Source organism: Phytoamicus setariae, assembly GCF_016722925.1.
GTDB lineage: Bacteria > Pseudomonadota > Alphaproteobacteria > Rhizobiales > Rhizobiaceae > Rhizobium_E > Rhizobium_E setariae.
Window position 1 is genome coordinate 48376 of record NZ_JAEQNC010000020.1, and the last position, 25537, is coordinate 73912.

Below are 25537 nucleotides of genomic sequence, written 5' to 3' on the forward strand. Positions count from 1 at the left end.
CGCCGTTGCGGCCCCCGCGCTGCGTGCACCTACTTGATGGCGGTGACTGTCAGCTTGCCATTGACCCGTTCGGCGATGAACTCGATCTTGGCGCCTTCCTTCAGTTTTGTGAGCATGGCGTTGTCGCCCACCCGGAACACCATCGTCATGGCCGGCATCTCGAGGTTTTTCAGCTCCTCGTGGATGATCGTGACCTTTCCGGCTTTCTCGTCGAGCTTCTTGACCGTGCCCTTGCTGAATTCGGCCGCGTGAGCGGCCAATGCCGCGGCCGCGACGAGCACGGAGGTGAGTGCAAAGCGGATCATCGTCTTCATCGGTTTTCTCCTGTGTTAATCGTGGATTACTTGTTGGCGACTGTGACGTCGCCATGCATGCCGGCGTCGTAGTGGCCGGGCACCAGGCAGGCGAACTTGAACGTGCCGTCGTTGGTGAACTTCCAGACGATCTCGCCGGATTTGCCCGCAGCCAGGCGGATGGCATTGGCATCTTCATGTTCCATGTCGGGGAACTTCTCCATCACCGCCTTGTGCTCCATGATCTTGTCCTCCTGATCGAGCACGAATTCGTGATCGAGCTCGCCGACATTGCTGATGGCGAAGCGAACCGTCTGGCCCTTGCGCACCTTGAAGCTGTCAGGTGCAAACAGCATCTTCCCGTCGTCGGTTTCCTTCATGGTGATCTTGATCGTCTGGGTGACCTTGGCTTTGTCTCCCGGTTCGCCAATTGCCATTGCCTGGCCGTGGCCGCCATCATGGGAGCCGGAAGCCAGGACAGGGGTTGCGGAAACGGCGAAGAGAAGTGCGAGAATGGTCGTCTTCATAATCTGGTCCTTTCGATTGGTACCAATGTGTTTGCGGGTTGCGTGTTCGTACGCATTCAGTCGTGTTTCATGGGTTTTGGGGTTATCCGGGTTTTTGCGTCGGCGGCCTTGGCCGGGTCGGGCAAAGCGCCGGTCCATTCGTAGGCCTGGGTGCCCGGCGGGTTTTCATACCACCCGGGGTCGGCGTAATCGGTGGCGGAGATGCCCTCGCGTACCTTGACGACGGAGAACATGCCGCCCATTTCGATCGGGCCGTGCGGCCCCCATCCAGTCATCATCGGGACGGTATTTTCGGGGATTTCCATCTCCATCTCGCCCATGTCGGCCATGCCCTTGGTGCCCATCGGCATGTATCCGGGCTGCAGCTTGCGGATCTTTTGCGCCACGTCCTTCTTGTCGACGCCGATGAAGGTGGGGATGTCGTGGCCCATCGCGTTCATGGTGTGGTGCGACTTGTGGCAATGGATCGCCCAGTCGCCGAGATATTTTGCATCGAACTCGTAGGCCCGCATGGCGCCGACGGGGATATCGATGCTGACTTCTGGCCAGCGTGCTTCCGGGCGCACCCAGCCGCCATCGGTGCAGGTCACTTCAAAATCGTAGCCGTGCATATGAACCGGGTGGTTGGTCATGGTGAGGTTGCCGACGCGCACCCGCACCCGGTCGTTTTTGGAAACGACCAGCGGGCTGATGCCGGGAAAGATACGGCTGTTCCAGCACCACATGTTGAAGTCCGTCATCTCCATGATACGCGGCACGTAGGAACCGGGCTCTATGTCATAGGCATTGAGCAGGAAGACGAAGTCGCGATCCACGGGCATGAACTTGGGGTCCTTGGGATGGACGACGAAGAAGCCCATCATCCCCATCGCCATCTGCACCATCTCGTCGGAATGCGGGTGGTACATGAAGGTCCCAGACTTCACGAGGTCGAACTCGTAAACAAAGGTTTTACCAACCGGGATATGCGGCTGCGAAAGACCGCCGACGCCATCCATTCCCGATGGCAGAATCATGCCGTGCCAGTGCACCGTTGTGTGCTCGGGAAGCCTGTTGGTGACGAAGATCCGCACCCGGTCGCCTTCCACGGCCTCGATGGTCGGCCCCGGCGACTGGCCGTTATAGCCCCAGAGATAGGCCGTCATGCCCTCGGCCATTTCTCGTTCGACGGGTTCGGCGATGAGGTGGAATTCCTTGACGCCGTTGTTCATGCGATGGGGCAAGGTCCATCCGTTGAGCGTGACGACAGGCTGGTAGTCGGCGCCGGACTTTGGATAAAGCGGCGCCTGGGTATCGGCACTGTCCATGAGGGTTGCTTCGGGCAACCCCATGTTGGACGTTGCCGCCCAGGCCGACGATGAAACGAGCGCGGCACCCGCGCCGAGGACTTGTCTGCGACTGAACATTCGATTTTCCTTTCTAGTGTCCGCCGGCATTTTCAGCCGGGGCGTCCGCCGCGCCGGCCGCAGGTGAAGAACTTGCAACACCGCCGTGGACAACAGCTGTCAGGTTTGCCGCGGCAAGCCAGAAATCGCGTTTGGCATTGATGGAAAGTTCGATGGCATTGATCTTCTCACGGGTGTCCGTGAGGAGTTCGAAAGTGTTCGAAATCATGCCGTTGTAGCTGAGTAGCGATTCTTCCTCGATTTTCGTGCGCAGTGGAACGAGGCTGTTGCGGTAGTGACGGGCGATATCGTAGCTCGACCGGTAGGCCTCGTGGGCAGACCTCGCTTCGGAGCGCACGTTGACCGCTTTTTCCGCCAGCAGATTGGCTGATTGCATGTAGGCAAGTTCGGATTTCCGCATTCTGGCCTTGCCGCTGTCGAAGATCGGAATGACGAATTCCAGTTCCTTCGCATATGTGGCGGTCTTTTTGGTCTTGCCGTCTTCTTTTTCCCGCTCAGCCTCGAAGCCGGAAATGATTTCCAGATCGGTGACATAGCGGGTCGCTTCCGTCAGGCCGTAGGTCTTGGCGGTCGCCTGCAGTTCCAGACGCGCCACCTGCAGGTCCAGGCGCTGTTGAATCGCTTGGGCCTCGATCACTTCGCTGACGATCAGCTTCTTCGGCAAGGGCGGTAGGCGGTTGGGAATCTGGTAGGCGGTTTCGTCGCCCCAGAGACCCATCAGCCGCGTCAGTTCCTCCTTGGCGAGACGGGCGGAAAGACGTGCCTGCGCGGCTTGGCCCGCCAGCTCGGCATAGAAGGCATGCTCTCTCGCCTGGGCGCCCTTGGTCATTGCGCCGCTCTCGCCAAGCTTTTTGGCGAGCGCCGATGCCGCATCTGCGGCCACCTGGGCCTGGCTTAGCTGGCCGACCGTTTCCCATGACGAGACCGCGTTGATCCAGGCGCGCCGGGTGTTTGCGGCCAATTCGAAGGTCTTCAACGCTGCATTCTGCTCGGCCTGCCGGAACCTGACCTTGGCGATGTCGATATCCCTTTCGCGCGTCGCTAGCGCCAGCATGTTTATGGCAAGCGCCCCCTCGATCGTCTGGTAAGCTTCAAGACCCGGCGTGCCGATGCCGCCTAGGCCGATGGAGGCTGTCGGATTGCGCAGCATCGTTGTCTGCCAGACATCAGCGCTGGCGTCGCCAAGATCGGCATAGGCTGCCTGGAGGCCCTTGTTGTTGAGAAGGGCAATCTGGACCGCAGTCTCGATGTCGAGTAATTTACTGGCGGAAAGCAGGCCCTTGACGCGCTCTGTGCTTTTCTCTGCCTGGGCACGATTTTGTACCCAGACGGTTTCCTTATCGAGTGCTGCCGTGCTGCTTTTGACGGTGCTGAAGCCGGCATCTCTGGCGGAGAACTCTCCGCCTGTCGTACAACCGGCAAGCAGGAGCGTCCCAGCCAATCCCCCTAATACGTAGGTTCTCATGACGCGTCGCCTCCATCGGGAGAGACATCCTCGTTGAGCTTGCGCCATGGCTTCGGGTCTACGGGCATGCGGTGGGCATAGCCGGAGACAGGACTATGGAAACGGCTTAGAGTTATGGTCGCGGCGACGTCCGAAGGGTCACGCGGGGTCGTGACCTCGGCGGGAGGTGTGGCAGCGCATCCGCCCAGAACAATGGGCAGGATCGCCACCGAAAACAGGTGTTTCATGATGAAATCCGAACATGGGTTGAACAATGGCCGGGTCAAGCGCAACGCTTGAAACAGGCCAATTCTGCCGCGTCAGCGGCGTTCAATCATGTGCGGAAATTTGGGGGGCGATGCAGGCTCGACAGTTCACCGAAAACGGAGCGCTCGTCGAAGAAAATGCGAATCGAGCCCGGCAACGAAGTTGCCAATTGCTGAACGTCGGCAACTATCGCCATGTTGAGGCAGAAATCGCTGCAGCAATCCTGTTTGGCCTGTTTGCTATCGCGATCCGCCACAGAACCGAGCTTGCCGTGATCGCCATGATCGCTATCGGCGTTGCCGGCAGATACATCCTGATCGGCATGGTGGGAGGCTGCGGATTGGGTTGCATAGGCCGAAGAGGCTTGGCCATGCATGGCGGTGCTGACGGTAGGAAACGTATAAGCAGCCAGTGATGCGACGATCACCAGCCGGAGCAGAACCAGCATCTTGTTCAATGCGATTCGAAGCACGTTTCCCTCACGTTTCGACAGCCTCGCGCCGTCGGCGGCAATTGACACTGATTTGCAGGTGTCCGTCAAGTTGGCAGATGCGAGCTTCCAAAGCGGCGACGTCGGGCATTTCTCAACCTTGTCACCGTTGTAAGGTCAAGTGGCTTCTTCCGAAGGCTATACGATTTCATTGGCGGCACCCCGATTTGCGAATGTCGATCGCCCCTGTAGCGCCAACCCCTCGCCGCGGTGTCGGCGAGGGGTTGGGGCGCCATCAGATCGCAGAAAATGTCGCCGGATATCCGGCATCTTCCATTGCCGCGCCGATCGCGCCGGGATCGGTCTTGGTCTCAACCGTCACCTTGCGGCGAATGAGATCAATGTTGGCGACGGCATCCGGATCCGTTGCCTTGATCACCTTGGTAACCGTGTTGACGCAATGGCCGCAGCTCATGTCGGGAATGTCGAATTCGTACATCGTCAAAGCTCCTGTCGTTTGGACATGACTGATATGGGGTTTCCAACGATGGCAAGGTCAAGACCTCGGACAGCTTCTTTTTGCGGGCGTCTGGCAACGTGGAAAAACGGGTGTCTTCTCCCTGGTTCGCACGACCGGACCGAAGGACCGCTCAATCATCCGCTCGAGCGAGTTGTTGACTTTTGAGTGCCGCGACCTGGCCTGACCTTCAGCACGTTCCGGATGGAAAAGCTTGAATGGATGCGTGCCACGCCCGGCAGAGCCGACAGGATTTCCTTGTGGATGCGCTCGAATTCTCCGGCACTTTCGACCTCCACCCGGAGAAGGTAGTCCGAGCCTCCGGTCATCAGGTAGCACTCCTGGATTTCGGGATACTTGCGGATGGCAGCTTCGAAGCGGTTAAGGTGTTCCTCTGTCTGCCGCTCAAGGGTGATATTGATGATCACCGCAATCGCGTCGGCGCCGTCTGTCTGGCCAACGAGAGCGGTATAGCCTCTGATATAGCCTTGCTCCTCCAGTATCGAGATCCGGCGCAGGCAAGCCGACGGCGACAGTCCCACTTCCGCCGCAAGCTTGGTGTTGCTGACGCGCGCGTTCAGTTGCAACTGCCTGATGATGTTGCGGTCAATCGTGTCGAGTCTGCTCATGCAATTATCCTTTGTTTATTCGCTGATTATTGCGCGAATGCGTTCAATACGCAATTATCCAGCGAAAATTGCACGGCAATTCCCTCATTGTTTCAATATAATTGGTGACCAGAACGAGGACGTGCCAATGGACAATTCTCTCAACTTCGAACTCGACAACGACGCGCTGTCCGGGCGCCTGGTCATCGATCTTCAGGCGCTGAAGACGAATTACGTCAAACTGGCCGGACTTGTCGGCGTTGCCGAAGCCGGGGCTGTCGTCAAGGCGGACGCCTATGGTCTGGGCGCAGCCCGCATCGCGCCAGCGCTTTACGAGGCAGGCTGCCGCAAATTCTTCGTTGCCCATCTTCAGGAAGCAGCCTCACTCAAGCGCTATCTTCCGAAGGACGCCAGGCTGTATATCTTGAACGGCTTGCTGCCGTCCGGCGAAAAATTTGCCGCCGCCAACGGTTTCGTTCCGGTGCTCAATTCTCTGGAGCAGATTGCAAACTGGGCTGCCACGGCACGGGCGCTGGCGCGTGAACTTCCGGCAGTCTTGCAGTTCGACACGGGCATGTCGCGGCTCGGCCTCTCGGGCGAGGAGATTGCGACTTTGCTGGACGATCCATCCCTCCTAGACGGCATCGACATGCAGTTCGTCATGAGCCATCTCGCTTCGGCCGACGAAGGCGGCAGCCAGCAGAATGTGGATCAGCTCGCAGTCATGAAAGCGTCCGCACAGTTGTTTCCGGATGTGTCTCTGTGCTTTGCAAATTCCGGCGGCATCTTTCTCGGCGGCACGTATCACGGTGCGCTGGTTCGGCCCGGTATTGCGCTTTATGGCGGCATTCCGACGGATGCAGCCACTACCCGCATGCAGCAGGTCGTGCGCCTCGATGCTCGGGTCATTCAGACGCGCACCGTCCCCGCTGGGACCCTGGTGGGCTATAGTGGCGCGCACCTGACCTCCCGCGAAACGCGCCTTGCAACAATTGCTGCCGGCTATGCCGATGGCCTGCCTCGCAGTTTGAGCGATAGGGGGGCTGCCTATTTCGGCGAAACCCGCCTGCCGATCGTCGGCCGGGTCTCCATGGACAGCATCACGCTCGACGTCAGCGCATTGCCATCCGGCACGCTCAAGCTCGGCAGTTTGGTCGAGCTGATCGGCCCGCACCAGACGCTCGAGGATATTGCGGCGGCAGCCGGAACCATTTCCTACGAAATCCTGACCAGCCTCGGCCATCGCTATCACCGCGAATACGTTTGAGCGGGCAGACATCAGACAATAAACAGAGGGCATCATGAAGGTTACAATTTTGGGCGCTGGGGTCGTTGGGGTCACCTCGGCTTATTACCTGGCAAAGGCCGGCCACGAAGTGACCGTGATCGACCGCCAGACCGGGCCGGCGCTCGAGACCAGCTTTGCCAATGCGGGCGAGGTGTCTTTCGGCTACTGCTCTCCCTGGGCAGCACCCGGTATTCCGCAGAAGGCCCTGAAATGGCTGTTCATGGAGCATGCACCGCTGATCCTGCGGCCGAAGCTCGACGGGGCAATGATCTCCTGGATGCTGCAGATGCTGTCCAACTGCACCTCCAGCCGCTACGCCATCAACAAGAGCCGCATGCTGCGGCTGGCCGACTACAGCCGTGTATCGTTGGCCGAGGTACGCAACGACACTACGATCGCCTATGACGAGCGGATGCAGGGCACCTTGCAGCTGTTCCGCACCCAGGCGCAGCTCGATGCGTCGGCCAAGGACGTCAAGGCGCTGGCCGCGGACGGCATCCCTTACGAGGTGCTGGACCGGGACGGCTGCGTACGCGTCGAGCCGGCTCTGGCCAAGGTTCGGGACAAGATCGTCGGCGGCCTGCTGACGCCCAAGGATGAAACCGGCGATTGCTTCAAGTTCACCAATGCGCTGGCCGCCAAGGCTGCCAGCATGGGCGTGACCTTCGATTATGGGCGCACCATCAAGGGGCTGGAAGTGGCTGGCGGCCAGATTCGCGGGGTCGTGACCGACAAGGGTGTCCAGCACAGCGATGCATTCGTCGTCGCACTCGGCAGCTATTCGCCGCTGCTGTTGAAACCGCTGGGGATCAAGTTGCCGGTCTATCCGGTCAAGGGCTATTCGCTGACCATCCCCATCGTGGACGCGTCGCGGTCACCGGAATCGACCGTGATGGACGAGACCTACAAGATTGCTATTACTCGGCTGGGTGACCGCATCCGGGTGGGCGGCATGGCGGAAATCTCGGGCTATACCAACGATCTCGCCCTTCCGCGCCGTCGTACCCTCGAGCATTCGGTCACCGACCTGTTTCCGGGCGGCGACGTCAGCAAGGCCACCTTCTGGTCCGGCCTCAGGCCGATGACGCCGGATGGCACGCCGGTGATCGGCCGGACGAAATTCAGCAACCTCTATCTCAACACCGGTCACGGCACGCTGGGCTGGACGATGAGCTGCGGCTCGGGTCGCTTGCTGAGCGATATCGTCAGTGGCCGTAAGCCCGACATCGAAAGCGCCGACCTCGCGCTGAGCCGGTACAACTGACATCGGTGAAAGCACGTCCGCACACCTATCAAGAGGAAACAACCATGATCGAAGCAATCTCCACCGATAAGGCACCTGCCGCGATCGGGCCCTTCTCGCAGGCGGTGAAAGTCGGCAACCTGCTGTTCGTTTCGGGCCAATTGCCGATCGATCCGGCGACCGGCAATTTCAATTCGGAAGATCCGGTCGACCAGATGAAGCAGTGCCTCGCCAATATCGCGGAAATCGCCAAGGCAAGCGGCACCAGCATCACCAACACGGTCAAGACGACGGTTCTGCTGACCGACCTGTCGCGCTTTGCCGATATCAACGCAGCCTATGCGCAAGCGTTTGTTGCACCTTACCCGGCACGCGCCTGCTATGAAGTGTCGGCGCTACCCAAGGGTGCGCAGGTCGAAGTCGAGGCCGTTATCGCTATCCCCTGATTGGATCGGCGATATCAGCCCGTCTGTGAGTTCAACTGCGACCGCGCCGGATCAACATTCCGGTGCGGTCGTTGCGTTTCCGGGTATGCAGGCGGCAAGAGGCAGTCGATATCGATAAGGATTCGACAGGACGTGTGACCATGCTCCGGCGCTTGCCGATCAGGCTGCGTTCTTCCTGGAACCCTTGCCGTCTTCCAGCCATTTCACCTGCTCCTGCGTGAGCTGAAGATTCAGCGCCGAAAGGCTGTCTTCCAGTTCCGTAAGGTTGCGCGGGCCAATCAACGGTATGACCGGGAAGGGCTGTGCCAGCACATAGGCCAGGGCGATGTGGATCGGAAGGCGGCCGAGTTTTTTGGCTAGCTCGATGGCCCGGTCGCGCCGCTCGAAGTTCTTCTCCGAATACCAGACCCGAACAATCTCTTCGTCGTCCAGCTTGTCACGACCGGCGCGCTCGGTGAAGAAGCCGCGGGCCTGGCTCGACCAGGCGAAATTGGGGATCTGTTTTTTCTTCAACCAGTCCTTCCAGCCATCGTCGGATGCCGCAACACAGCCGTCCCATATCGTATCAAGCATTTCGGCCAGCGCAAAATTGTTAGAGAGTGCAGCAGGCGTGGCTTTTCCGTGCCTTGTTGCGTAGGCTATCGCCTCGTCCAAGCGTTGGCGCGTCCAGTTCGAACCGCCGAAGATGCCGCGGATACGTCCGGCTTTGGCTTCGGCATCCATGGCGTCAACGAATTCGCCGACCGGGATATCGGGATTGTCGCGATGCATGAAATAGACATCGACATAGTCAGTCTTCAGCCGGTCCAGCGATTGCGTCAATTGCTTGGCGATCTGGTCGGGATAGCAGAGCGGCGAATGAGCGCCCTTGCCGATGACAATCATGTCCTCGCGAGGCACGTTGCGGCTGGTGTGCCAGTCGCCGAAGATTTCCTCGGTCTTGCCGCCGGCGTAGATGTAGGCGGTGTCGAAGATATTGCCGCCCGCTTCGTAAAAGCCGTCGAGGGTCAGCGATGCAGCGGCAAAATTGGGGAAGAATTCGAAGCCGAGCGCGGCCACGGAGCCTTGTTTGGATAGGCCCGGAATAGCCCGGCGCGGAAGCCTGTTGCCCGGCTTGACCTTGCTGCCAGCGATGCTGTGTGTACGGGTCTCGGCTCTTTCAACCTCATATTCAAGGCCAATCGCGGCGCGCCACTTGTCGAGGACGCGCAGGTTGCCGAGCGAGTCGGCATGGTCCATCCCTAGCGAGGCGAATTCCTTTTTACCCGCACGGATAGCGCGGCCCGCCGCATCGACTTCGAACGCATAGAGCCAGCCGCTTTCCTTCACACTGACGGTCTTTTTCGAACCGTCGGGCTTGATGATGTCGATCTTGCCGGTGCCGCCCTTGTGACCCGAGGCAAACCAGAAATCCCTAACCTCGATGCGCCCGTCCGAGCCAATGATGCGCAGTGTGTTGTCCTGGTTGGCCATGATCGAGCAGGACACTTCGGCGATGATGGAATTGGGAAACTTCAGGATAGCCGAAGCCCATTCGTCGACGCCCGTCTGGCCGAGATGGCCGATGCCATGAACGGTTTCCGGTTCGAGATAGGGCAGGCCATCCACCGCGCCTGCGATTAGCCGCGCCATGGAGACGGGGTAGCCGCCGACATCGAGGATGCCGCCACCGGCGGTTTCCTGCGCAAACAGCCGGTGCTCCGGTGTCACCGTGCCCATATCGAAGCCGAAGCTCGAACGGATAATTCTGACCTTGCCGACGGCGCCGCTTTGAACCAGCTTCAACAGCTTGGCGGTCATCGGATGCAGGCGATACATGAAAGCTTCGCCGGCAAAGACGCCTGCCTTGCTGGCCTCGTGATAGACGGCCGCCGCATCATAGGCGGAAAGCGCGATGGGTTTTTCGACCAGCACATGCTTGCCGGCGCGAACGGCCTTGATCGCCCATTCGGCGTGGCCTGTATGTGGCGTGGCGATATAGACCGCGTCGATTTCCGGCTCCTTCAGCAGCGCCTCATAGCCGTCGAGGATGCGGGCTCCGGCAAACTGGCTGGCAAGGCCAGGCTTGCCTGGGTTACGGCTCGCAATCGTAGAAAGGATCCCAGTCTTCGAATGCGCGATGCCATCAGCAAAGGTGCGTGCGATGGTGCCGGGGCCAATGATTCCCCAACGAATTTTGTTATTTTCAGACATGGGTGCTCCTCCTGCCGAAGCTGGTGCCAAATGCTGTGCGTCGGAATACGGCCTGCGTTCAGCGCAGCCGGTTCCCTGCGCTGTCGAAAAGGAATGCGGTGGCGGCGGCAATTCCGACCGTCAGCTTGTCCTTGCTTGTAGCGGCGCGGGATTCCTCGCGCTCGACGGTGATGCGTTCGCCCTTGCCGACATGGGCGTAGATGTAGCTGGTGTTGCCCAGGTGCTCGGCAACGTCGACGTCGATTTCGAGATCGGTGCTGCCTTCGCCGGCACCAACGAAATGCTCCGGCCGGACGCCCAGCGTTATAGCGTCACCCTTGGAAACGGCCGCTGCGAGCGGCATTGTCAGGCGGGCAGTGGGTTGGCTGGCAAGCGCGACGGTGATTTGCCCATTGCCCGCCTCTAGGACTTCGGCGCCGAGGAAATTCATCTTTGGTGAACCGATGAAACCCGCAACGAACGTGTTAGCCGGATCGTCGTAAAGATCGAGCGGGCCGCCGACCTGTTCGACTTCGCCTGCGCGCAACACCACGATCTTGTCGGCGAGCGTCATCGCCTCGACTTGATCGTGGGTTACGTAGATGATTGTGGTCTTGAGTTCCTTATGGAGTTTGGCGATCTCGACGCGCATATGGACGCGAAGTTCCGCATCGAGGTTGGAAAGCGGCTCGTCGAACAGGAACACATCCGGATTGCGGACGATGGCGCGGCCGATGGCGACACGTTGGCGCTGGCCACCGGAAAGCGCCTTCGGCTTTCGCTCCATCAGGGGGCCGAGTTCGAGGATATTGACCGCGGCCATCACACGCTTGTCTATCTCGTCCTTCGCCATGCCGGCAAAACGAAGCGCGAAGCCCATGTTCTCACGCACCGTCATGTGCGGATAGAGCGCATAGGACTGGAAGACCATGGCGATGCCGCGCTTGGAGGGGTCGACATCGTTCATTTCGACGCCGCCGATCTTGAGCACGCCGGAGGTGATGTCCTCTAGTCCTGCGATCATTCTGAGAAGCGTGGATTTGCCGCATCCGGACGGTCCGACGAAGACCACGAATTCGCCCGACCTGATGTCGAGATCGACGCCCTTGATGATCTCCAGCGCACCGAAACTCTTGCGAATTCCTGTCAGCGTGACATCTGCCATTTCAACCCCTTATCCGCTTACCGAGAATGTGACGGTCTGCTCGGTGAAAGCACCGCAATTTGCCTTGAGCGTGATCGTGCCTGCCGCGTCGCCTGCTTCCAGCCAGAAACCGGTGACGCCACCCTTGAAGCTCTGCAGCGACGGTCCGATGATGCGGCCCGGACCTTTGACGGTAAAGCTGACCGGTTCCTCGTAAAAAGGCAGGACGTTGCCGCATTGGTCGAGCACCCGGGCAATGACGCGGACGCTGTCCTTCTCCGCTGCGCGCAGATCGGTGGCATCTGGCGCAATCTCAAGCGTCGTCGGCACAGGATCACCGGGAAGGGTCACGGTCTTGACGAGCTTGCCGTCGACATAGCCCCTGAAAACACCCTGTTTCCAGACAAAACCCCAGGTGCCGAATTCTTCGGGGGTCACGTTGCGCTGGTCGAGAATGACGGGCGGGTGCGACAGGTGCGGATAGGTTTCGCGGTCGGGATAATAGCGCTTGACTGGACGGTCGCCGAATTGCGTTTCGATATAATCGCAGTTGGTGAGGATGATCAGTGGCAGCACGCCGCCGATATTGCGCTCGCCGCGCGCCCAATAGGTCACCGGCTGCAATATGGCTCCTTCAGAGGGATCGCCTTGCGAGGAATAGGCATAGGCGGCGAATTTCGGTTCGCGGAACGTGTCAAGCACGCCATGATAACAGACGCGGTCGCCGGAGCCAAAATCCTTGTGCGTGTTGTAGTCGAACATGCACCAGCCGGTCGATCCGGAGATGTTGTCGTCGCCGGCAACGGCATTGAGGATCAGAAGATGACGGGTGACATGCTCGGCCTGCCGCTGCTCCTGGTCGAAGCGCTTGGTCGGGTACATGTGGCCGTTGTATTCAGTGATCATATAGGGGATCGGCCGGGTAATACCGGTGGTCTCGACCCGGTCGCGCAGGACGACGCGGCCACGATTGTTGCCCGGCATTTCCTCCTGCCCGAGGATGAAGTCGTTCATCGTGTAGACGTCTTCGAGCAGTTCCGAATTGGTGATGAAGCGGACGCCGCCGGTCTGGCGGGTCCGGTCGAGTTCACGCGCCAGCCGGTTGGTCTCGACATAGAAGTCGTGATTGTCCTGGCTCTCGTTGATGCGCACGCCCCAGATGATGATCGACGGATGGTTCCAGTCCCGCTCGATCATGCGGCGAACGTTCTCGATGGATTCCTGCTGCCAGGCCTTGCCACCGATATGTTGCCATCCGGGGATCTCTTCGAACACCAGCAGCCCGATCTCGTCGCAGCGCTCGATGAAGCTCTTGGCCTGGGGGTAGTGCGAGGTGCGCACGATGTTGCAGCGCAGATCGTATTTCATGACGTCGGCGTCTTTTTGCTGCGCTCTTTTGCCGAGCGCATAGCCGGAATAGGGGAACGCCTGGTGGCGGTTGAGGCCGCGCAGCTTCAGCAGCTTGCCGTTCAGCAGGAAACCTGTGGGCGTATACTCGGCAGTACGGAAGCCGAAACGGCTCGCAAGGGAATCCTTGCCGGAAGCGGTCTCGATCTCTGCAGTGAGGGTATAAAGGACGGGGTTGTCGATATCCCAAAGCGCAAGTCCGGTGAGATCGGTAATCTTAAGCGTGGACTGGTAGCCGGCAATGGCCGCGGACGCGGTCGCAACCGTGGCACCATGCTTGTCGGAAATCGTGACTTTCACCATGCCGGAAACATCAACGTCTTGATGATTGGCGAGGTCGACGCGTACGGAGACCTGCTTGCTGTCTGCCAGCGCATCCGGGGTCTCGATTTTCATGTTCTTGATAGCGACCGGGCTCGTGACCTTGAGCCAGACGTCGCGGTAGATCCCGGCATAGGTGAGATAATCGATCATGCCTCCGAACGGCGGGATTTCCGGGTTTTCCGAGCCGTCGATCTTGACGGTCAGCAGGTTGTCGCCGCGCTTGAGATGCGGGGTGAGGCGGGCCTCGAAGGGCGTATAGCCGTCCGTGTGAGCGATGAGCTTCTCGCCGTTGAGCCAGACCTCGCTGTCGGCCATCGCGCCATCGAAAACCAGCGAGACCTCGCGACCCTCGAAGCCGGCTTCCCAGGCGATGATCCTCTGGTAGGTGAAGGGCTTCTGGTAGCTGGTTTCGTCGAAGTAGTTGTAGGGCAGTTCAACAGCGGTGTGCGGCAGCCGTACCGTCTCACCCGCCTGCAGCGTCTTCGTCGCGCCGGCATCGAAGCCGTGGCTGAAGACCCAGTTGCTGTTGAAAGTCTCGTATCTGCGCATTTTCAAGTTCCTATTTCACCGAGCCAAGCATGCCCTGGACGAACTGGCGCTGCATGACGAAGAAGACGAAGAGTGTCGGGAGGGTTGCGAGGATGGTGCCAATCATCACGACACCGAAATCGGGATAGTAAGCCGAGGCGAGCGAGGAGACGACGAGCGTTATTGTCTTGGTCTCGTTCGACTGCAGCACGATCAGCGGCCAGAGGTAGTTGTTCCAGTTGGTCATGAAGACGATGACCAGGGCCGCCGCATAGGTCGAGCGCATCACAGGCATATAGATATAGAGGAAGATCTGCCATTCCTTGAGACCGTCGACCTTGGCCGCATCGCGCAACTCGGTCGGGAATGCCTTGGTGGCCTGGCGGAAGTAGAAGATGATGAAGGCCGAGGCGATGGTCGGCAGCATGATGGCGACATGCGTATTGATAAGCCCAAGCCGCCCCATCAAGATAAAGAGCGGGATCATCAGTGCCGCGAAGGGCACCATCAAGGTCAGCAATACGACGGAATAGATCCTGTCGCGCCACTTCGACTTGAACATCTCGAAGCCGTAGCCGGCCAGTGACGACACCACGATGGTGAGGATTGTTGCTAGGATCGCGACCTTGAACGAATTCCAGAACACCAGCGGTACATTCACTTGGGTGAAGAAGTTGGCGACATTCGTCGCGAATGCACTGCCGAAGCTCACTTTGCCCTTGATGATGTCGATCGAGGTGTTCGATGAACTGATCACCATCCAGATGAACGGGAAAATTGACAGGAAGGCGGCGATCCCGAGCACGACATACTGTGCGGCGGTAGGCAGCAGGCGGTTGGCGCGTGCGGAGATCATGACCGGTCCCTCGCGGCATAGAATTGCAGGAAGGAGAACAGCGCGACCATGATCACAATGACGTATGACATCGTTGCGGCATAGCCGAAGCTCGGCATCTGGCGGAAGGTCACGTTGTAGATGTAGAGCGACAGCGTCATCGTCGAATTGGCCGGGCTGCCGCGACCCTCGGTCAGGTTGTAGACCTCGTCGAACAGCTGGATCGTGCCGATGGTCGAGATGATGGTCGTGAACAGGATAACCGGCTTCAGCATCGGGATGGTTATGTAGAAAAAGCGCGCCCACCCGGGGACGCCGTCGATCTTCGCTGCCTCGTAGATCGACTTGTCGATGTTCTGCATCGCCGCGAGATAGAAAATCATGTTGTAGCCGGTCCAGCGCCAGGTGATGGCGAGGATCACGAGGACCTTGGCCCAGAACGTATCGGTGAACCAGCCAATCGGCGAATCGACAATTCCGATCACCATCAGCGCCGAATTCACCACGCCATCGACGGCGAACATGCTCTTGAAGAGAACGGAATAGGCGACCAGCGAGGCCACGCAGGGCAGGAAGATCGCGGTGCGGAAGAATCCGACGAATTTCAGCCGGTCATTGTTGAGCATGGCGGCCAGGATCAGCGCCAGCATGATCATGATCGGCACCTGCACCACGAAGAAGACCACCGTGTTGTAGAGCGCGTTTAGGAAGACCGGATCGTTCCAGAGCCGGATGATGTTGGCGAAGCCGCCGAATTTCAACATCATGCCCTTGCCCGTGTAGAATGACAGCCAGAGCGAACGGAAGATCGGGAAGGCAAGGAAGATCGAGATCAGCAAGATCGACGGGGCGATGAATAGCCAACCGTTGAGATCATAGCGCCTGATGCCGAGTACTCTGGTCGCTGACATGGATTGGATCGTCCTGGGTTTCGGTAAATCGACCGATTTTCTCGCCGCTGCTCGCCGGGAGCAACGGCCAATGCATCCGCCGGTCAGGCCGCGGCGCCAAGGCCACAGCCGCCGAGGGAGGAGACGGGCGGAAAGCCGCCCGTCCTATTGTGAATGCTACTGGATCTGGCCTTCGGCCTGGCTCTGGATGGCCTTCAGCACTTCATCGACCGATGTGCCCTTGGCCAGCGCCGGAAGGTTTGCGGTGACAGCCGTGTCGACTTCGTTGGTGAACACGCCATAGTTGACCGGTGGAACCTTGCTCAGCCAGTCGGAGAAATTCTGCCATACAGGCTCGCCGCCGAAGAAGGCGTCCTTTTCGGAATAGGCTGGGCCGGAGCGCACAGCGAGCAGCGAGCCGACAGCGCCCTGGTTGACTAGGATCTTCTGGTAGAAGTCCTTGTCCTTGGCGTAGACCTCGTTGAGGAGATCGATGGCTTCATCCTTCTCGGCCGAGCCTTCGAGCACGTACCAGCTGGAACCGCCGAGGTTGGATGCGTGCGCGGCACCCTCGATGTTGAGGCGCGGGATTGGCGCCACACCCCACTTGCCGGCCTGGTCGGCCTGTGCCTTGACGGTACCGGTGATCCAGACGCCGGTCGTGACCGCGGCCACGTCACCGGAGGTGAATGCGCCGACCCATTCGGCCCAGCCAGCCGCTGGTTTGTAGATGCCCGCCTGCAGGATCTTCTGTTCGGTTTCGAGCGCGGCCTTCAGCGCAGCATTGTTCTCGATAGAGAGGTTGCCGTCCTTGTCGAAATACCAGCCGCCGGCCGATTGCATCAGGATGCGGATGAAGCCCGCGTCGTTGACGTCGAGGCCCATCATCTTGTGGCCGGTCTTGGCTTCCACCTGCTTGCCGATCTCGATGAAACGGTCCCAGGTGATGTTCTGCATGTCCTCGGGCTTGAAGCCGGCCTGCTCGAGATAGTCTTTGCGGTAGTAGAGGCCGGTCACGCCGGAATCGAAGGGCATGCCGTAGACCTTGCCGTCCATGGTCATCAACTGCACCTTGTAGGGTGCGAAGCCGGAATAGTCGATCTTGTCGGACATTGCCGCGAAGGCGCCAGGGAAGGACTGAAGATATTTCTGCGCGCCGTAATCCTCGATAAGCACGATATCCGGCAGCGCATCGGCGGTACCGGACGAAAGCGCCGTCTGCAGCTTCTGCTCGACGTCGGCCTTGGCAAAATCGACGATGTTAATAGTCGTGTCCGGGTGCTTGGCCGTGTAGCGGGCGCCCGCTTCCTTCATGATTGCGACGTTGAAGTTCGGGTCCCAGCACCAGATTGTCACTTCGCCCGCAAAGGCGGCTGTTGCGCAGAGCAGGCTCGCGCCGGCAAAAGCGGTGGCCGCAAAGCGCTTGAGGATTCCTGATCTATCCATTGTTTCCTCCCACTGAAATCTTCACAAGACGGGCTCCTCCCAGTCTTGTGCAAGAGTATTTCCGAAAACAGGGAGGCTGGCAACAAAAATTCAGTAAATATTTATTACGTCTGCGAAGAGCGGTCAGAGCGACCGCGTTTCCGCCGGTTTGCGGCAGCTTTCGCGCCAGATCATCTCGGTTGCGATGATGGTGTTCTTGGTGTAGTCGCGGCCAGAAAGTCGCTCGAGCAGAAGGTCTACAGCGGTCTCGCCGATGTGCTCCCCGTGGATCTTCATGGTGGACAGCGGCGGCGTCAGGAATTGTGCGACCGGAATGTCGTTGAACGACACCACGGCGATATCATCGGGTACACTCAGGCCGGCTTCGCGAATGGCTCGATAGGTGCCGATCGCCATATTGTCGTTGGCTGTCAGGATGATGTCTGGACGCGTCTTCAGATCCAGCACGGACTTGGCAAGCATGTAGCCGGTTTCAAGCCTGAGATTCTGTCCTGAATCGCAGCTGTCGCCCAGCACCAGCAGTTCCGGATCGAATGTGCCATGTTCCTTCTGCCAGTCGATATAGGCCTTGCAGCGTCGTTCGCCATAAGGCTGGGTCTCGCCGTTGAGGTGTTCGTGACTGCCGACGAACGCAATGCGTTTGTAGCCCATCGCATTGAGTTGGTTGAGGATTTTTTGCGTCGCACCACCCACGTCGCTGTGCACGCAGTCGATGGCGTCGGATTGCGGGTCGAAATCGGCAAAGACCATATGACGGCAATGGCGCTCGAACCATTCGATCTCGTTGGCGGAATGTTTGCCGATGACGATCACGCCGGATGCGCTTTGCAGGAGTGCTGGGTCGGGTAGCGTATCGGAATGAAAGACCTTGACGATTTCCGTCTTCAGGTCGCGACAGCGGTTTTCGATGCCCAGCCGGACGCCGACATAATAGGGGTCGGCGAGTTCGTCGGACGGCTCGAGAAAGTGAACGATTGCTAGCCTCGAAAGCGGTGTCTGCGGCGTGCCGTTCGCGCCGGCCTTGTTGCGGTTGCGCGGCGTGGCGTAGTTCAACGCTTCGGCGGTCTCAATTATGGCCTGGCGCTTGGTCGAGGAGATCGACAAACCGGGATCGTAATTGAGCACGCGCGATACTGTGGCGGATGAGACGCCGACGGCCTTGGCGATTTCCTTGATGGTAACCATTGCTACTGTTGTCCGGCTCCTGCGCGGCCTCTAGACTGACATATTTTGCCACGAGCCGGAAGTAAAATTAGTAAATATTTACTCAGAAATCCCGGGCGTTGGCCACCGCCGATTGTATGCCAGTGAAAAAACGCCAAGTCGAGCCACGATGGACCTTAATCGGCGTCGAATTGGATTCGTGGACGCACTGTTCGGCGAATACGACGAAAGTTAGCCAATATGCGCTTTTCCTTTAACAACGACGAGTGTAGGGACCTTGTATACAAAAAGAATCCGGAGATTGAAATTCATGTCTTCCTACACCAGTTCGGCTGCGGCCGGCGCACCCGCAAATTCGCGCGCGCGGGTACTGCTCGCGAGCCTGGTCGGCACCACAATCGAATTCTACGACTTTTATGTGTATGCCACTGCTGCGGTGCTGGTTTTCCCGCACCTGTTCTTTCCCAAGGGCAACGACACGACAGCGCTTCTGGCGTCTTTCGCGGTTTTCGGCGCGGCGATGGTCGCCCGGCCGTTGGGTGCGATTTTCTTCGGTCATCTGGGTGACAAGCGCGGTCGCAAGGCGACCCTTGTCGGCGCCCTACTGACCATGGGCATCGCGACCTTCCTGATCGGTTGCCTGCCGACCTATTCATCCGTCGGTTGGTTTGCACCGTTCTTGCTGGTCATCCTACGCCTGGCCCAGGGCTTTGCGCTTGGCGGCGAATGGAGCGGTGCGGCATTGGTAGCGACCGAAAACGCGCCCAAGGGCAAGCGCGCCGTGTTCGGTACGTTCCCGCAGCTCGGAGCGCCGATCGGGTTCATTCTCGCCAATGGCCTGTTCCTGATCATCGCGGCGCTGATGCCTTCGGCCGATCCGTCGCGCCCGTCGGATGCCTTCCTCGATTGGGGCTGGCGCATTCCGTTCCTGTTTTCGGCAGTGATGGTCATCGTCGGCCTCTGGGTCCGCCTCAATCTCGTCGAGAGCACCGCCTTTGAAAAGACCGTCAAAACCGGGCAGGTCAAGAAGCTTCCGCTCGTCTCGGTGTTCAAGACGCATGGCAGGCAATTGGTGCTCGGCACTTTCTATATGCTGGCGACCTATGTGTTGTTCTACCTGATGACGACCTTTTCGCTGAGCTATGGCCGTGCGCCGGTGGACCCGGCGGTTTTGAAGCCGGGTGCGGTTCCCGGCCTGGGCTATGAATATAATACCTTCGTGCTGATGATGATCGTCGGCGTGGTGTTCTTCGGCATCTTCACCTTCCTCTCCGGCCCGTGGGCCGACAAATGGGGTCGCCGCAAGACACTGATCGTGGTCACATTGGCCATTATCGTCTTCGGCCTCAGCTGGGTTCCGCTGCTGTCGCTTGGCTCTGTCGGCGTCATGGCATGGTTGATCCTCGGCTTTTCGCTGATGGGCATGACCTTCGGCCCAATGGGTGCGCTTCTGCCGGAATTGTTCCCGTCCAATGTTCGCTACACCGGTTCGGGCATTTCCTACAATGTCTCGTCGATCCTCGGCGCGGCTGTAGCGCCGTTCATTGCGGTGGCGCTGTGGAGCTATGGCGCAGGCAGCCCGTTCTGGGTCGGTGTCTATCTCTCGGCAATGGGCGTGCTGACGCTGATCGCGCTGGTGATGGGCGAAGAGACCAAGAACGTCGACATCGAGGCGTAATCGCTACCGACACTTTGTTATAGCGACGAGGCCGCCGGATGGATGTCCGGCGGCCTCTCTCATTTCTGGCTTCAATAGTTTTTCATCGCCAGATGCGGGATGCCGGCATCCATGAATTCCTCGCCGAATGCCGTAAAGCCGAGCTTTTCGTAGAAGCCGACCTTGTCGCTCTGTGATGTCAGGTAGAAGCGATCGCCGCATTCCTCGCGCCGCTCTTCCATGGCCTTGACCATGAGTGCACGCGCGATACCCATGCCGCGATAGGGCTGGCTGACGGCGACGCGGCCGATCTTGTAGTGCTCGGGACGCCTGAGAATGCGCAACGTGCCGCAGACTTCGCCATCGACGATGGCGACCATGTGAATCGCGGTCAGGTCCTCGCTGTCGAGTTCCTCCTCCGGCGGGACCTTCTGCTCGATCACGAAAACTTCACGACGCAGATTGAAGGCGAGGTTGGCGAGCGCGCTGAATACCGGCACGGTGAGGATGGTGATATCGGACATTTGACGGCCCCATGGAAGCTATGGGGCCGTGGTAGTCCTATCGGGCGCGGATATCAAGGACGCGATTGCGATGCTTGGGATGCGTCGAATAGACGAAGATCTTGTCGAGGTCCTTGTCGTTCAACAGGCTGAGAAAGCGTACCTCGGCAGTGTTGTTGGCGAAAGTCTTCATCAGTACGCAGCCGATACGGGCGATGCGCGCGTCCGGAACGTCGAGATAGAACTGTCGCGGAAGCGAGAACTGGATGTTGATGGCAATAAGCGCGCTGCTCTTGGAAACCTGGATCAGATCGCAGCGGCGAGCAGCGAGGTTGGTGACGCCTTTTTCGGCGAATTCGATGCGCGCGGCATTCATGGTTTCTTCCATGGGAAACCGCTTTTCGCGGTCGTACATGAAAGATTCTTCCTTGCTGAGATACGATCTCTTCCCAATGGGGGTCTGCGATTCCATCTGCTGCCTTTCCGCCTGTCCAATGACAACAAAGCTAACGGCCGAGATTTAAGAATGTTTTGAAATCCCATATCGAGGCAGCGCGTAAAAATCCTTACCGTCGGTTAGGATTACCCAAGCGTTAAGCGCTGAAACCCTCGGGGCAGAAAGCCGCCTCTGGAATATAACAAGGTCTTAAATCGCAATATCTATCTGACTGGTTTCAGCGTTTCGGTACCTGGCGTAGGAATCGATTTCGTCACCAAGCCCAAGGCGCCGAACTGGAGTGGAGGTTTGGCAGAGATGCTGGTGGCCGAAGCTTAGTATCGTTCTTCGAGGCCTCGATGAGAATGAGCACTTGCGCATAGCGCGCTTCTTCGCCGGGTAGCGAGCTGGTGCTGCTCGCCGATGCCGATTCCGAGCAGTGGGCCACGGTCTCAACCATGGTCCGTGCCGAGCGCAAACCGCATCATCGCCACCTGGTGGCCGCTTGCGGGCGGCGATATCGTTGACTTGGCTGTGCTTGCGACCGGGACAGCGAGGACGGCGGCTTGATGGCAACCAGGTTAGAGATCGGTCGGCTTCACAACCGGATATTTGGCGGGGAACTGCTTCCGCGCCTCGTCGAGCGAGAGCTCGGGGCAAGACAAGTCGCCTGTGCTGATCTGCGGATAGGTTTCCCCCGCAACCGCCTGGCCTTTGGCGTCTGCGTTCCGCTTGGAGACACGAAACTTCGGGTCGCATATTCTGATGTTGCTGGCGATCCTGTCGAGGAAGGACGTATCGGTCGGACCTTTATCATTCCAGCCGACACTGCGGGTGAGCACAGGCGGTTCGTCGGCCCAGAACCACGCATTGGAAAATTCGGGTGCGAATGCGGCGGGTGCCGAAATCGACTGCCCTTTGAGCATGAGGCCGCCGTCCTCGAAAAAGAAGATGGCGTTGCTGATGTTTTCAGCAAACGCCACGTCGGCCTCGTAATAGATCTTCGCGCGCTTGAGGCTGACTGCAAACAAGCTGACCTTTGCGTCTTCGTGGATCGTGGCGCCTTCGAGGTTGCTTGCCTCGAAACGCACATTGGCGAAATCCCGCGGATAAAGGCTGACGCCGGAAAAGTCCGAATTCGTAAACGTGATGTCGGAAAACAGCGGAAAGTTCTTGGTGCCCCAATCAAAGATGTTGCCGCGGCTGGATATGCCGAAAGCGACGCCATCCAAGACTGGCGGGTTGGCGCACTTCCCTGTCCGTTGGTCCCAGTCGCCGATCTTGCGGCAGCTGAGTTCCACCTGGTCGATCCTTCCTCCCGAAAGAAGAATGACATTCATGGCTGCACCCTTGCCGGACTGACCGCCGACTGGCGTCATCAGGTGCGCCCAGGCGCGGCTCAGGCGCTCTTCCCTTGCTTCCTCGCGCTCGGTCTGGCGGTCGGAAATGTCTGTGGTGATCTGCCACATCGTGCCGATCGTGACGACGCCCGTGAGTACGGCGAACATGATGGCAATGAAGTGCAGGACGGCACTGTTGTCGATGCTCTCCCGGACAGGCTCGAGCGCGGCGTCGATCCGGCCGAAAAGCCTCCTTTTCGGCGGTTGAGGTTTCTGCGCCGGCGGCTTGTCGCCTTTCGGCGTGCTTCCACTTTTGGCAGCCATATCACGCCCCACACGTCTGACAGCATTGTTGGACCCAATTTCGAGCGGCACGCAATAGAAAAGCAACGGTGCGCTGCATGAACATCCACCAATTAGGTATTTTCGGACGGCGATGACGCGGGCAACAACACCGGCGGCACCATACGCGGAACGATATCAGGCGATCAGGGCGACGATACATTGACGGTTGGCAAGGCCACGGACGTTCTTGTCGAACTGATTGATGAGGGCACCGACATCGTCAAATCCGCCTTCAAGTACACGCTCACGAACTACGTCGAAAATCTCGTCCTACGGGCCAACATCAATTGGGGTCCGCTTGGCGCCAAAAGCGGCCAATCGTTCAATTCGCCCACACTAAAAGCAACCGATGAAAGCACAGCCTGCGGAGGTCTTTGAGGCCGAGCAACGCGATTATTCCCGCTGGTTGTGCGCAGTAGGATTGTCGAAGTTTCCAGAGTTTATTGTGCCCGGAACAGAACACTCAATCCACCTGCGCTCCTCTTGCGGCGACGACAAGAGCGGTAGGTGCACAAGCAGCCACGCAGAATCGAAGGGTTCTACTGAATTGCGAGGACTGCGAGCGATATGACGAGAGCGGGAATCATCACGACCACGCCGACCTTCAGGAAACTCCACGCTCCGATCTGCAAACCTTCGCGACGCATTGCTGTCAGCCACAATATGGTCGCGAGAGAGCCGGTGATCGAGAGATTGGGACCTAGGTCGACGCCGATCAAGACTGCGCCGGCGATCTTGTCGGACACGTGCGCAGCTTGAACGGCACTTCCTGCTACAAGTCCTGCTGGAAGGTTGTTGACGAGATTGGAAGCTAGAGCGACAATCGCCCCCGCAGCAGCTGCGCTTTGCGCGGGAAAATTCGTTGCGCCGTCAGAAAGGTAGCGCGCGAGTTGGTCGATCAATCCCGTTCGGTTCAGCGTTTCTACGACGACGAACAGCCCCGCGACCAACGGCAACACGCTCCAGGAAATGTCTTTGAGAATACCTGCCGGGTTCTTTCGCGTCACCAGCAGGATCGCCGCCGTCGTAATGCACCCAGCGACGAATGTCGGCAGACCGAGATCACGATCGAGAGCTGATGCCCCGAGGAGCAGCACCGCGGTGGCGCACAGACCAGCGCCCGCAAGCTTCGCGCTCGGGGTCAGCGGCACTCCCTGTATGTCGGTTGCGACGCTGTCGGCAGCGATGACCGAGCGTTGGGTCCAATAAAGCGCCAGAAAGGTCACTGCGATCGAGGCGATCGATGGCAGTGTGAACGTGACGAGCCATTGTGACAGTGGCGGCATCGCCTCACCGCCGAAAATCACCAGATTGGCCGGGTTGGAGATTGGCAGGACAAAGCTTGCAGCGTTGGCGATGAAGGCACAGATTAGGAGATAGGGCATGGGATCGTTGACCCGTGCCGCCCGGCACGCCGCATAGACAGCCGGGGTTAACACCACGGCCGTTGCATCATTCGACAGAAAGACAGTGACGACTATCCCCACACAGTAGATTAGGATGAACAGGCGTTTCGGGGATCCTTTGGCATGCGCCGTTGCGATCGAAGCCAACCAATCGAAGAGACCCTCCCGTCGGGCGAGCTCCGAGAGCAACATCATGCCGATGAGAAAAAGATAGACGTCAAGGCCTTTAATGACGCCGGTCCAGGCGTCGGGGATGCCGATCAGCCCAAGCGCGAGAAGCAGGAGTGCGCCAAGAACGGCCCATATCGCTTCTGGCAGCGCAAAGGGCCGAGTAATCACGCCAAGTGTGGTTAGTCCCGCAATCGCCCAGGTTAGTGTCAGTGCATTCATATTGGATCGTTTCGAACTGAAATTAGACGCTCATGACGCCGCGAGCGCATCGTTTGATGCAGACGTATCGCTTTTTTGTGGCGGCGCAATGCTTTTATGGCCGCCAAGAAAGGCGGCTACCGCAAGCGCCATAACCACCGATACCAGTGAACCATCTGGCCACGACGTTGCTCAGCGACGCGCCGATCCGCTGTACCGTTATGACAGCGGCAAGTCCCACATTGAACCGACCGGACCCTGACAAAATTCTCTCTGCCGCAGTCCTACCCCGATACCATCCAGTATCTGTACACGGCGGAACCGTGAAGCGGCGTGCCTTCTGCCCGACATGCGGTTTGTCCGTCTACCTGACATTTCGCGACATGCCGGATGTATTCATCGGCAAAGCCACAACTGTTGCCCTGGACCGCAGCCGGACATGCCTGGGATCACCTCGATCCGGCGGCCTGATTTTGCATGGTGGATGGGGTCGGAACTGTCTTGTTTCCACCTCATCATCCAAGTTCATTGGAAAAGCTTCGATTGACCGCCTGGGGCCAAAAAGCGGAAATCTTTTCTGCTTTCGGTGAATAGCCCCGAGTTTCGTAGACACCCTCAGATTACGTTTTCTGCCGCTTTTCGAACTTGACGGGCGACAGCATTCCGTTTCTGACATGCTTGCGCTTCGGATTGTAGAACATCTCGATGTAGTCGAACACATCCTGCCTGGCTTCGTCCCTTGAGGGGTAGACCTTTCGGCGTATCCGCTCTCGCTTCAGCAGATTGAAGAACGCTTAAACTCTTCGCTGAAATTCGATTTGCTCATGATGCTCTTCTTGCCTCAAATTTAGGAAAGAAGGGGTCTACAAATCTAGGGGCTATTCACTCCCTGGTCCTCTCAATGGGCCAGAGCTTACTTCAAAATGGATTAGTGCAACGGGGCAAGGTCAAATCAGGCGTTACTTCAACGCGCCGATACCCATCCCGGCAGGATCATGATCCCGATCGGCAAGGTCGAAACGCGAATAGCCCCATGCATGTGTTGCTTGGGGCATTTGTGCTGCTTGTATTGGGGTGTTTTGGTTGCGGGGGCAGGATTTGA

24 protein-coding genes and 2 pseudogenes are annotated in these 25537 nt (G+C 58.8%); 5 read left to right on the forward strand and 21 right to left on the reverse strand.

Annotation, left to right across the window (positions count from 1 at the left end):
* Positions 1–29: 29 nt before the first annotated feature.
* The 8 genes from JJB09_RS24805 to JJB09_RS24840 form a co-directional block, all read right to left on the reverse strand.
* Entirely contained in the window at positions 30–314 is a 285-nt protein-coding gene (locus JJB09_RS24805) for a copper-binding protein (protein WP_201663782.1), read from the reverse strand.
* Positions 315–340: 26 nt separating this feature from the next.
* Positions 341–820 carry a cupredoxin domain-containing protein gene (locus tag JJB09_RS24810; RefSeq protein WP_201663783.1) on the reverse strand — a complete coding sequence of 160 codons (480 nt, stop codon included), beginning with the start codon at positions 818–820 and terminating at the stop codon, positions 341–343.
* Between the two features lie 56 nt (positions 821–876).
* Positions 877–2226 carry a multicopper oxidase family protein gene (locus JJB09_RS24815; RefSeq protein WP_201663784.1) on the reverse strand — a complete coding sequence of 450 codons (1350 nt, stop codon included), beginning with the start codon at positions 2224–2226 and terminating at the stop codon, positions 877–879.
* 13 nt (positions 2227–2239) lie between these two features.
* Entirely contained in the window at positions 2240–3691 is a 1452-nt protein-coding gene (locus JJB09_RS24820; RefSeq protein ID WP_201663785.1) for a TolC family protein, read from the reverse strand.
* Complete coding sequence (locus tag JJB09_RS24825; protein WP_201663786.1) at positions 3688–3918, reverse strand: putative periplasmic lipoprotein; 231 nt, start codon at positions 3916–3918, stop codon at positions 3688–3690. Before JJB09_RS24825 ends, JJB09_RS24820 begins: the two co-directional genes overlap by 4 nt.
* A gap of 86 nt (positions 3919–4004) precedes the next feature.
* Entirely contained in the window at positions 4005–4409 is a 405-nt protein-coding gene (locus tag JJB09_RS24830; protein WP_343229084.1) for a hypothetical protein, read from the reverse strand.
* Positions 4410–4662: 253 nt separating this feature from the next.
* The gene (locus JJB09_RS24835; RefSeq protein WP_201663787.1) at positions 4663–4866 is read right to left on the reverse strand and encodes a heavy-metal-associated domain-containing protein; all 204 of its coding nucleotides are present in this window, start codon (positions 4864–4866) and stop codon (positions 4663–4665) included.
* A gap of 155 nt (positions 4867–5021) precedes the next feature.
* The gene (locus JJB09_RS24840) at positions 5022–5513 is read right to left on the reverse strand and encodes an Lrp/AsnC family transcriptional regulator (protein WP_201663788.1); all 492 of its coding nucleotides are present in this window, start codon (positions 5511–5513) and stop codon (positions 5022–5024) included.
* Positions 5514–5640: 127 nt separating this feature from the next.
* On the opposite strand from JJB09_RS24840, the gene alr reads away from it, so the two are divergent.
* From alr to JJB09_RS24855, 3 genes are read left to right on the forward strand one after another with little or no spacing between them, the layout of a single operon-like run.
* On the forward strand, positions 5641–6759 hold the full coding sequence (alr, locus tag JJB09_RS24845; RefSeq protein ID WP_201663789.1) for an alanine racemase: 1119 nt from the start codon (positions 5641–5643) through the stop codon (positions 6757–6759).
* A 34-nt stretch (positions 6760–6793) separates the two neighbouring features.
* Positions 6794–8044: a D-amino acid dehydrogenase gene (locus JJB09_RS24850; protein ID WP_201663790.1), complete on the forward strand. Its 1251-nt coding sequence runs from the start codon at positions 6794–6796 to the stop codon at positions 8042–8044.
* Positions 8045–8088: 44 nt separating this feature from the next.
* Positions 8089–8469, forward strand: a complete 381-nt coding sequence (locus tag JJB09_RS24855) for a Rid family detoxifying hydrolase (protein ID WP_201663791.1) — start codon at positions 8089–8091, stop codon at positions 8467–8469.
* A gap of 159 nt (positions 8470–8628) precedes the next feature.
* Here JJB09_RS24855 and JJB09_RS24860 read toward each other — a convergent pair whose 3' ends face one another.
* The 7 genes from JJB09_RS24860 to JJB09_RS24890 all read right to left on the reverse strand — a co-directional run bounded on the left by JJB09_RS24860 (position 8629) and on the right by JJB09_RS24890 (position 18400).
* Positions 8629–10662: an aldo/keto reductase gene (locus JJB09_RS24860; protein ID WP_201663792.1), complete on the reverse strand. Its 2034-nt coding sequence runs from the start codon at positions 10660–10662 to the stop codon at positions 8629–8631.
* 58 nt (positions 10663–10720) lie between these two features.
* Complete coding sequence (locus JJB09_RS24865) at positions 10721–11806, reverse strand: ABC transporter ATP-binding protein (protein WP_201663793.1); 1086 nt, start codon at positions 11804–11806, stop codon at positions 10721–10723.
* A gap of 9 nt (positions 11807–11815) precedes the next feature.
* A complete protein-coding gene (locus JJB09_RS24870; protein ID WP_201663794.1) occupies positions 11816–14065 on the reverse strand; it encodes a glycoside hydrolase family 2 protein in 2250 nt (749 codons plus the stop codon).
* A 10-nt stretch (positions 14066–14075) separates the two neighbouring features.
* Complete coding sequence (locus JJB09_RS24875; RefSeq protein ID WP_201663795.1) at positions 14076–14900, reverse strand: carbohydrate ABC transporter permease; 825 nt, start codon at positions 14898–14900, stop codon at positions 14076–14078.
* Entirely contained in the window at positions 14897–15790 is an 894-nt protein-coding gene (locus tag JJB09_RS24880; RefSeq protein ID WP_201663796.1) for a carbohydrate ABC transporter permease, read from the reverse strand. The genes JJB09_RS24875 and JJB09_RS24880 overlap by 4 nt, the downstream gene beginning before the upstream one ends.
* A 156-nt stretch (positions 15791–15946) precedes the next feature.
* A complete protein-coding gene (locus JJB09_RS24885) occupies positions 15947–17215 on the reverse strand; it encodes an ABC transporter substrate-binding protein (protein WP_201663797.1) in 1269 nt (422 codons plus the stop codon).
* Positions 17216–17338: 123 nt separating this feature from the next.
* The gene (locus JJB09_RS24890) at positions 17339–18400 is read right to left on the reverse strand and encodes a LacI family DNA-binding transcriptional regulator (RefSeq protein WP_201663798.1); all 1062 of its coding nucleotides are present in this window, start codon (positions 18398–18400) and stop codon (positions 17339–17341) included.
* Between the two features lie 289 nt (positions 18401–18689).
* On the opposite strand from JJB09_RS24890, the gene JJB09_RS24895 reads away from it, so the two are divergent.
* On the forward strand, positions 18690–20057 hold the full coding sequence (locus JJB09_RS24895; protein WP_201663799.1) for an MFS transporter: 1368 nt from the start codon (positions 18690–18692) through the stop codon (positions 20055–20057).
* Between the two features lie 71 nt (positions 20058–20128).
* Here JJB09_RS24895 and JJB09_RS24900 read toward each other — a convergent pair whose 3' ends face one another.
* The 3 genes from JJB09_RS24900 to JJB09_RS24910 form a co-directional block, all read right to left on the reverse strand.
* The gene (locus JJB09_RS24900; RefSeq protein WP_201663800.1) at positions 20129–20560 is read right to left on the reverse strand and encodes a GNAT family N-acetyltransferase; all 432 of its coding nucleotides are present in this window, start codon (positions 20558–20560) and stop codon (positions 20129–20131) included.
* A 37-nt stretch (positions 20561–20597) separates the two neighbouring features.
* Positions 20598–21011 carry a hypothetical protein gene (locus JJB09_RS24905; protein WP_201663801.1) on the reverse strand — a complete coding sequence of 138 codons (414 nt, stop codon included), beginning with the start codon at positions 21009–21011 and terminating at the stop codon, positions 20598–20600.
* 545 nt (positions 21012–21556) lie between these two features.
* Positions 21557–22639 carry a hypothetical protein gene (locus JJB09_RS24910; RefSeq protein ID WP_201663802.1) on the reverse strand — a complete coding sequence of 361 codons (1083 nt, stop codon included), beginning with the start codon at positions 22637–22639 and terminating at the stop codon, positions 21557–21559.
* 180 nt (positions 22640–22819) lie between these two features.
* Between JJB09_RS24910 and JJB09_RS24915 the strand changes: the two genes are divergently transcribed.
* On the forward strand, positions 22820–23038 hold the full coding sequence (locus JJB09_RS24915) for a hypothetical protein (RefSeq protein WP_201663803.1): 219 nt from the start codon (positions 22820–22822) through the stop codon (positions 23036–23038).
* Between the two features lie 161 nt (positions 23039–23199).
* Here the strand turns inward: JJB09_RS24915 and JJB09_RS24920 are convergent, their stop codons facing one another.
* The 3 genes and pseudogenes from JJB09_RS24920 to JJB09_RS24925 all read right to left on the reverse strand — a co-directional run.
* Entirely contained in the window at positions 23200–24456 is a 1257-nt protein-coding gene (locus JJB09_RS24920) for an arsenic transporter (protein WP_201663804.1), read from the reverse strand.
* Between the two features lie 130 nt (positions 24457–24586).
* Positions 24587–24747: pseudogene (locus JJB09_RS26805) on the reverse strand (MFS transporter); the annotation flags it as partial.
* A gap of 308 nt (positions 24748–25055) precedes the next feature.
* Positions 25056–25229: pseudogene (locus tag JJB09_RS24925) on the reverse strand (IS3 family transposase); the annotation flags it as partial.
* Positions 25230–25537: the final 308 nt, after the last annotated feature.

Bases quoted from the DNA above. Each gene is read 5' to 3' on its own strand.
- JJB09_RS24805 (WP_201663782.1), bottom strand. From the start codon at position 314: ATGAAGACGATGATCCGCTTTGCACTCACCTCCGTGCTCGTCGCGGCC.
- JJB09_RS24810 (WP_201663783.1), bottom strand. From the start codon at position 820: ATGAAGACGACCATTCTCGCACTTCTCTTCGCCGTTTCCGCAACCCCT.
- JJB09_RS24815 (WP_201663784.1), bottom strand. From the start codon at position 2,226: ATGTTCAGTCGCAGACAAGTCCTCGGCGCGGGTGCCGCGCTCGTTTCA.
- JJB09_RS24820 (WP_201663785.1), bottom strand. From the start codon at position 3,691: ATGAGAACCTACGTATTAGGGGGATTGGCTGGGACGCTCCTGCTTGCC.
- JJB09_RS24825 (WP_201663786.1), bottom strand. From the start codon at position 3,918: ATGAAACACCTGTTTTCGGTGGCGATCCTGCCCATTGTTCTGGGCGGA.
- JJB09_RS24835 (WP_201663787.1), bottom strand. From the start codon at position 4,866: ATGTACGAATTCGACATTCCCGACATGAGCTGCGGCCATTGCGTCAAC.
- JJB09_RS24840 (WP_201663788.1), bottom strand. From the start codon at position 5,513: ATGAGCAGACTCGACACGATTGACCGCAACATCATCAGGCAGTTGCAA.
- alr (WP_201663789.1), top strand. From the start codon at position 5,641: ATGGACAATTCTCTCAACTTCGAACTCGACAACGACGCGCTGTCCGGG.
- JJB09_RS24850 (WP_201663790.1), top strand. From the start codon at position 6,794: ATGAAGGTTACAATTTTGGGCGCTGGGGTCGTTGGGGTCACCTCGGCT.
- JJB09_RS24855 (WP_201663791.1), top strand. From the start codon at position 8,089: ATGATCGAAGCAATCTCCACCGATAAGGCACCTGCCGCGATCGGGCCC.
- JJB09_RS24860 (WP_201663792.1), bottom strand. From the start codon at position 10,662: ATGTCTGAAAATAACAAAATTCGTTGGGGAATCATTGGCCCCGGCACC.
- JJB09_RS24865 (WP_201663793.1), bottom strand. From the start codon at position 11,806: ATGGCAGATGTCACGCTGACAGGAATTCGCAAGAGTTTCGGTGCGCTG.
- JJB09_RS24870 (WP_201663794.1), bottom strand. From the start codon at position 14,065: ATGCGCAGATACGAGACTTTCAACAGCAACTGGGTCTTCAGCCACGGC.
- JJB09_RS24875 (WP_201663795.1), bottom strand. From the start codon at position 14,900: ATGATCTCCGCACGCGCCAACCGCCTGCTGCCTACCGCCGCACAGTAT.
- JJB09_RS24880 (WP_201663796.1), bottom strand. From the start codon at position 15,790: ATGTCAGCGACCAGAGTACTCGGCATCAGGCGCTATGATCTCAACGGT.
- JJB09_RS24885 (WP_201663797.1), bottom strand. From the start codon at position 17,215: ATGGATAGATCAGGAATCCTCAAGCGCTTTGCGGCCACCGCTTTTGCC.
- JJB09_RS24890 (WP_201663798.1), bottom strand. From the start codon at position 18,400: ATGGTTACCATCAAGGAAATCGCCAAGGCCGTCGGCGTCTCATCCGCC.
- JJB09_RS24895 (WP_201663799.1), top strand. From the start codon at position 18,690: ATGTCTTCCTACACCAGTTCGGCTGCGGCCGGCGCACCCGCAAATTCG.
- JJB09_RS24900 (WP_201663800.1), bottom strand. From the start codon at position 20,560: ATGTCCGATATCACCATCCTCACCGTGCCGGTATTCAGCGCGCTCGCC.
- JJB09_RS24905 (WP_201663801.1), bottom strand. From the start codon at position 21,011: ATGGAATCGCAGACCCCCATTGGGAAGAGATCGTATCTCAGCAAGGAA.
- JJB09_RS24910 (WP_201663802.1), bottom strand. From the start codon at position 22,639: ATGGCTGCCAAAAGTGGAAGCACGCCGAAAGGCGACAAGCCGCCGGCG.
- JJB09_RS24920 (WP_201663804.1), bottom strand. From the start codon at position 24,456: ATGAATGCACTGACACTAACCTGGGCGATTGCGGGACTAACCACACTT.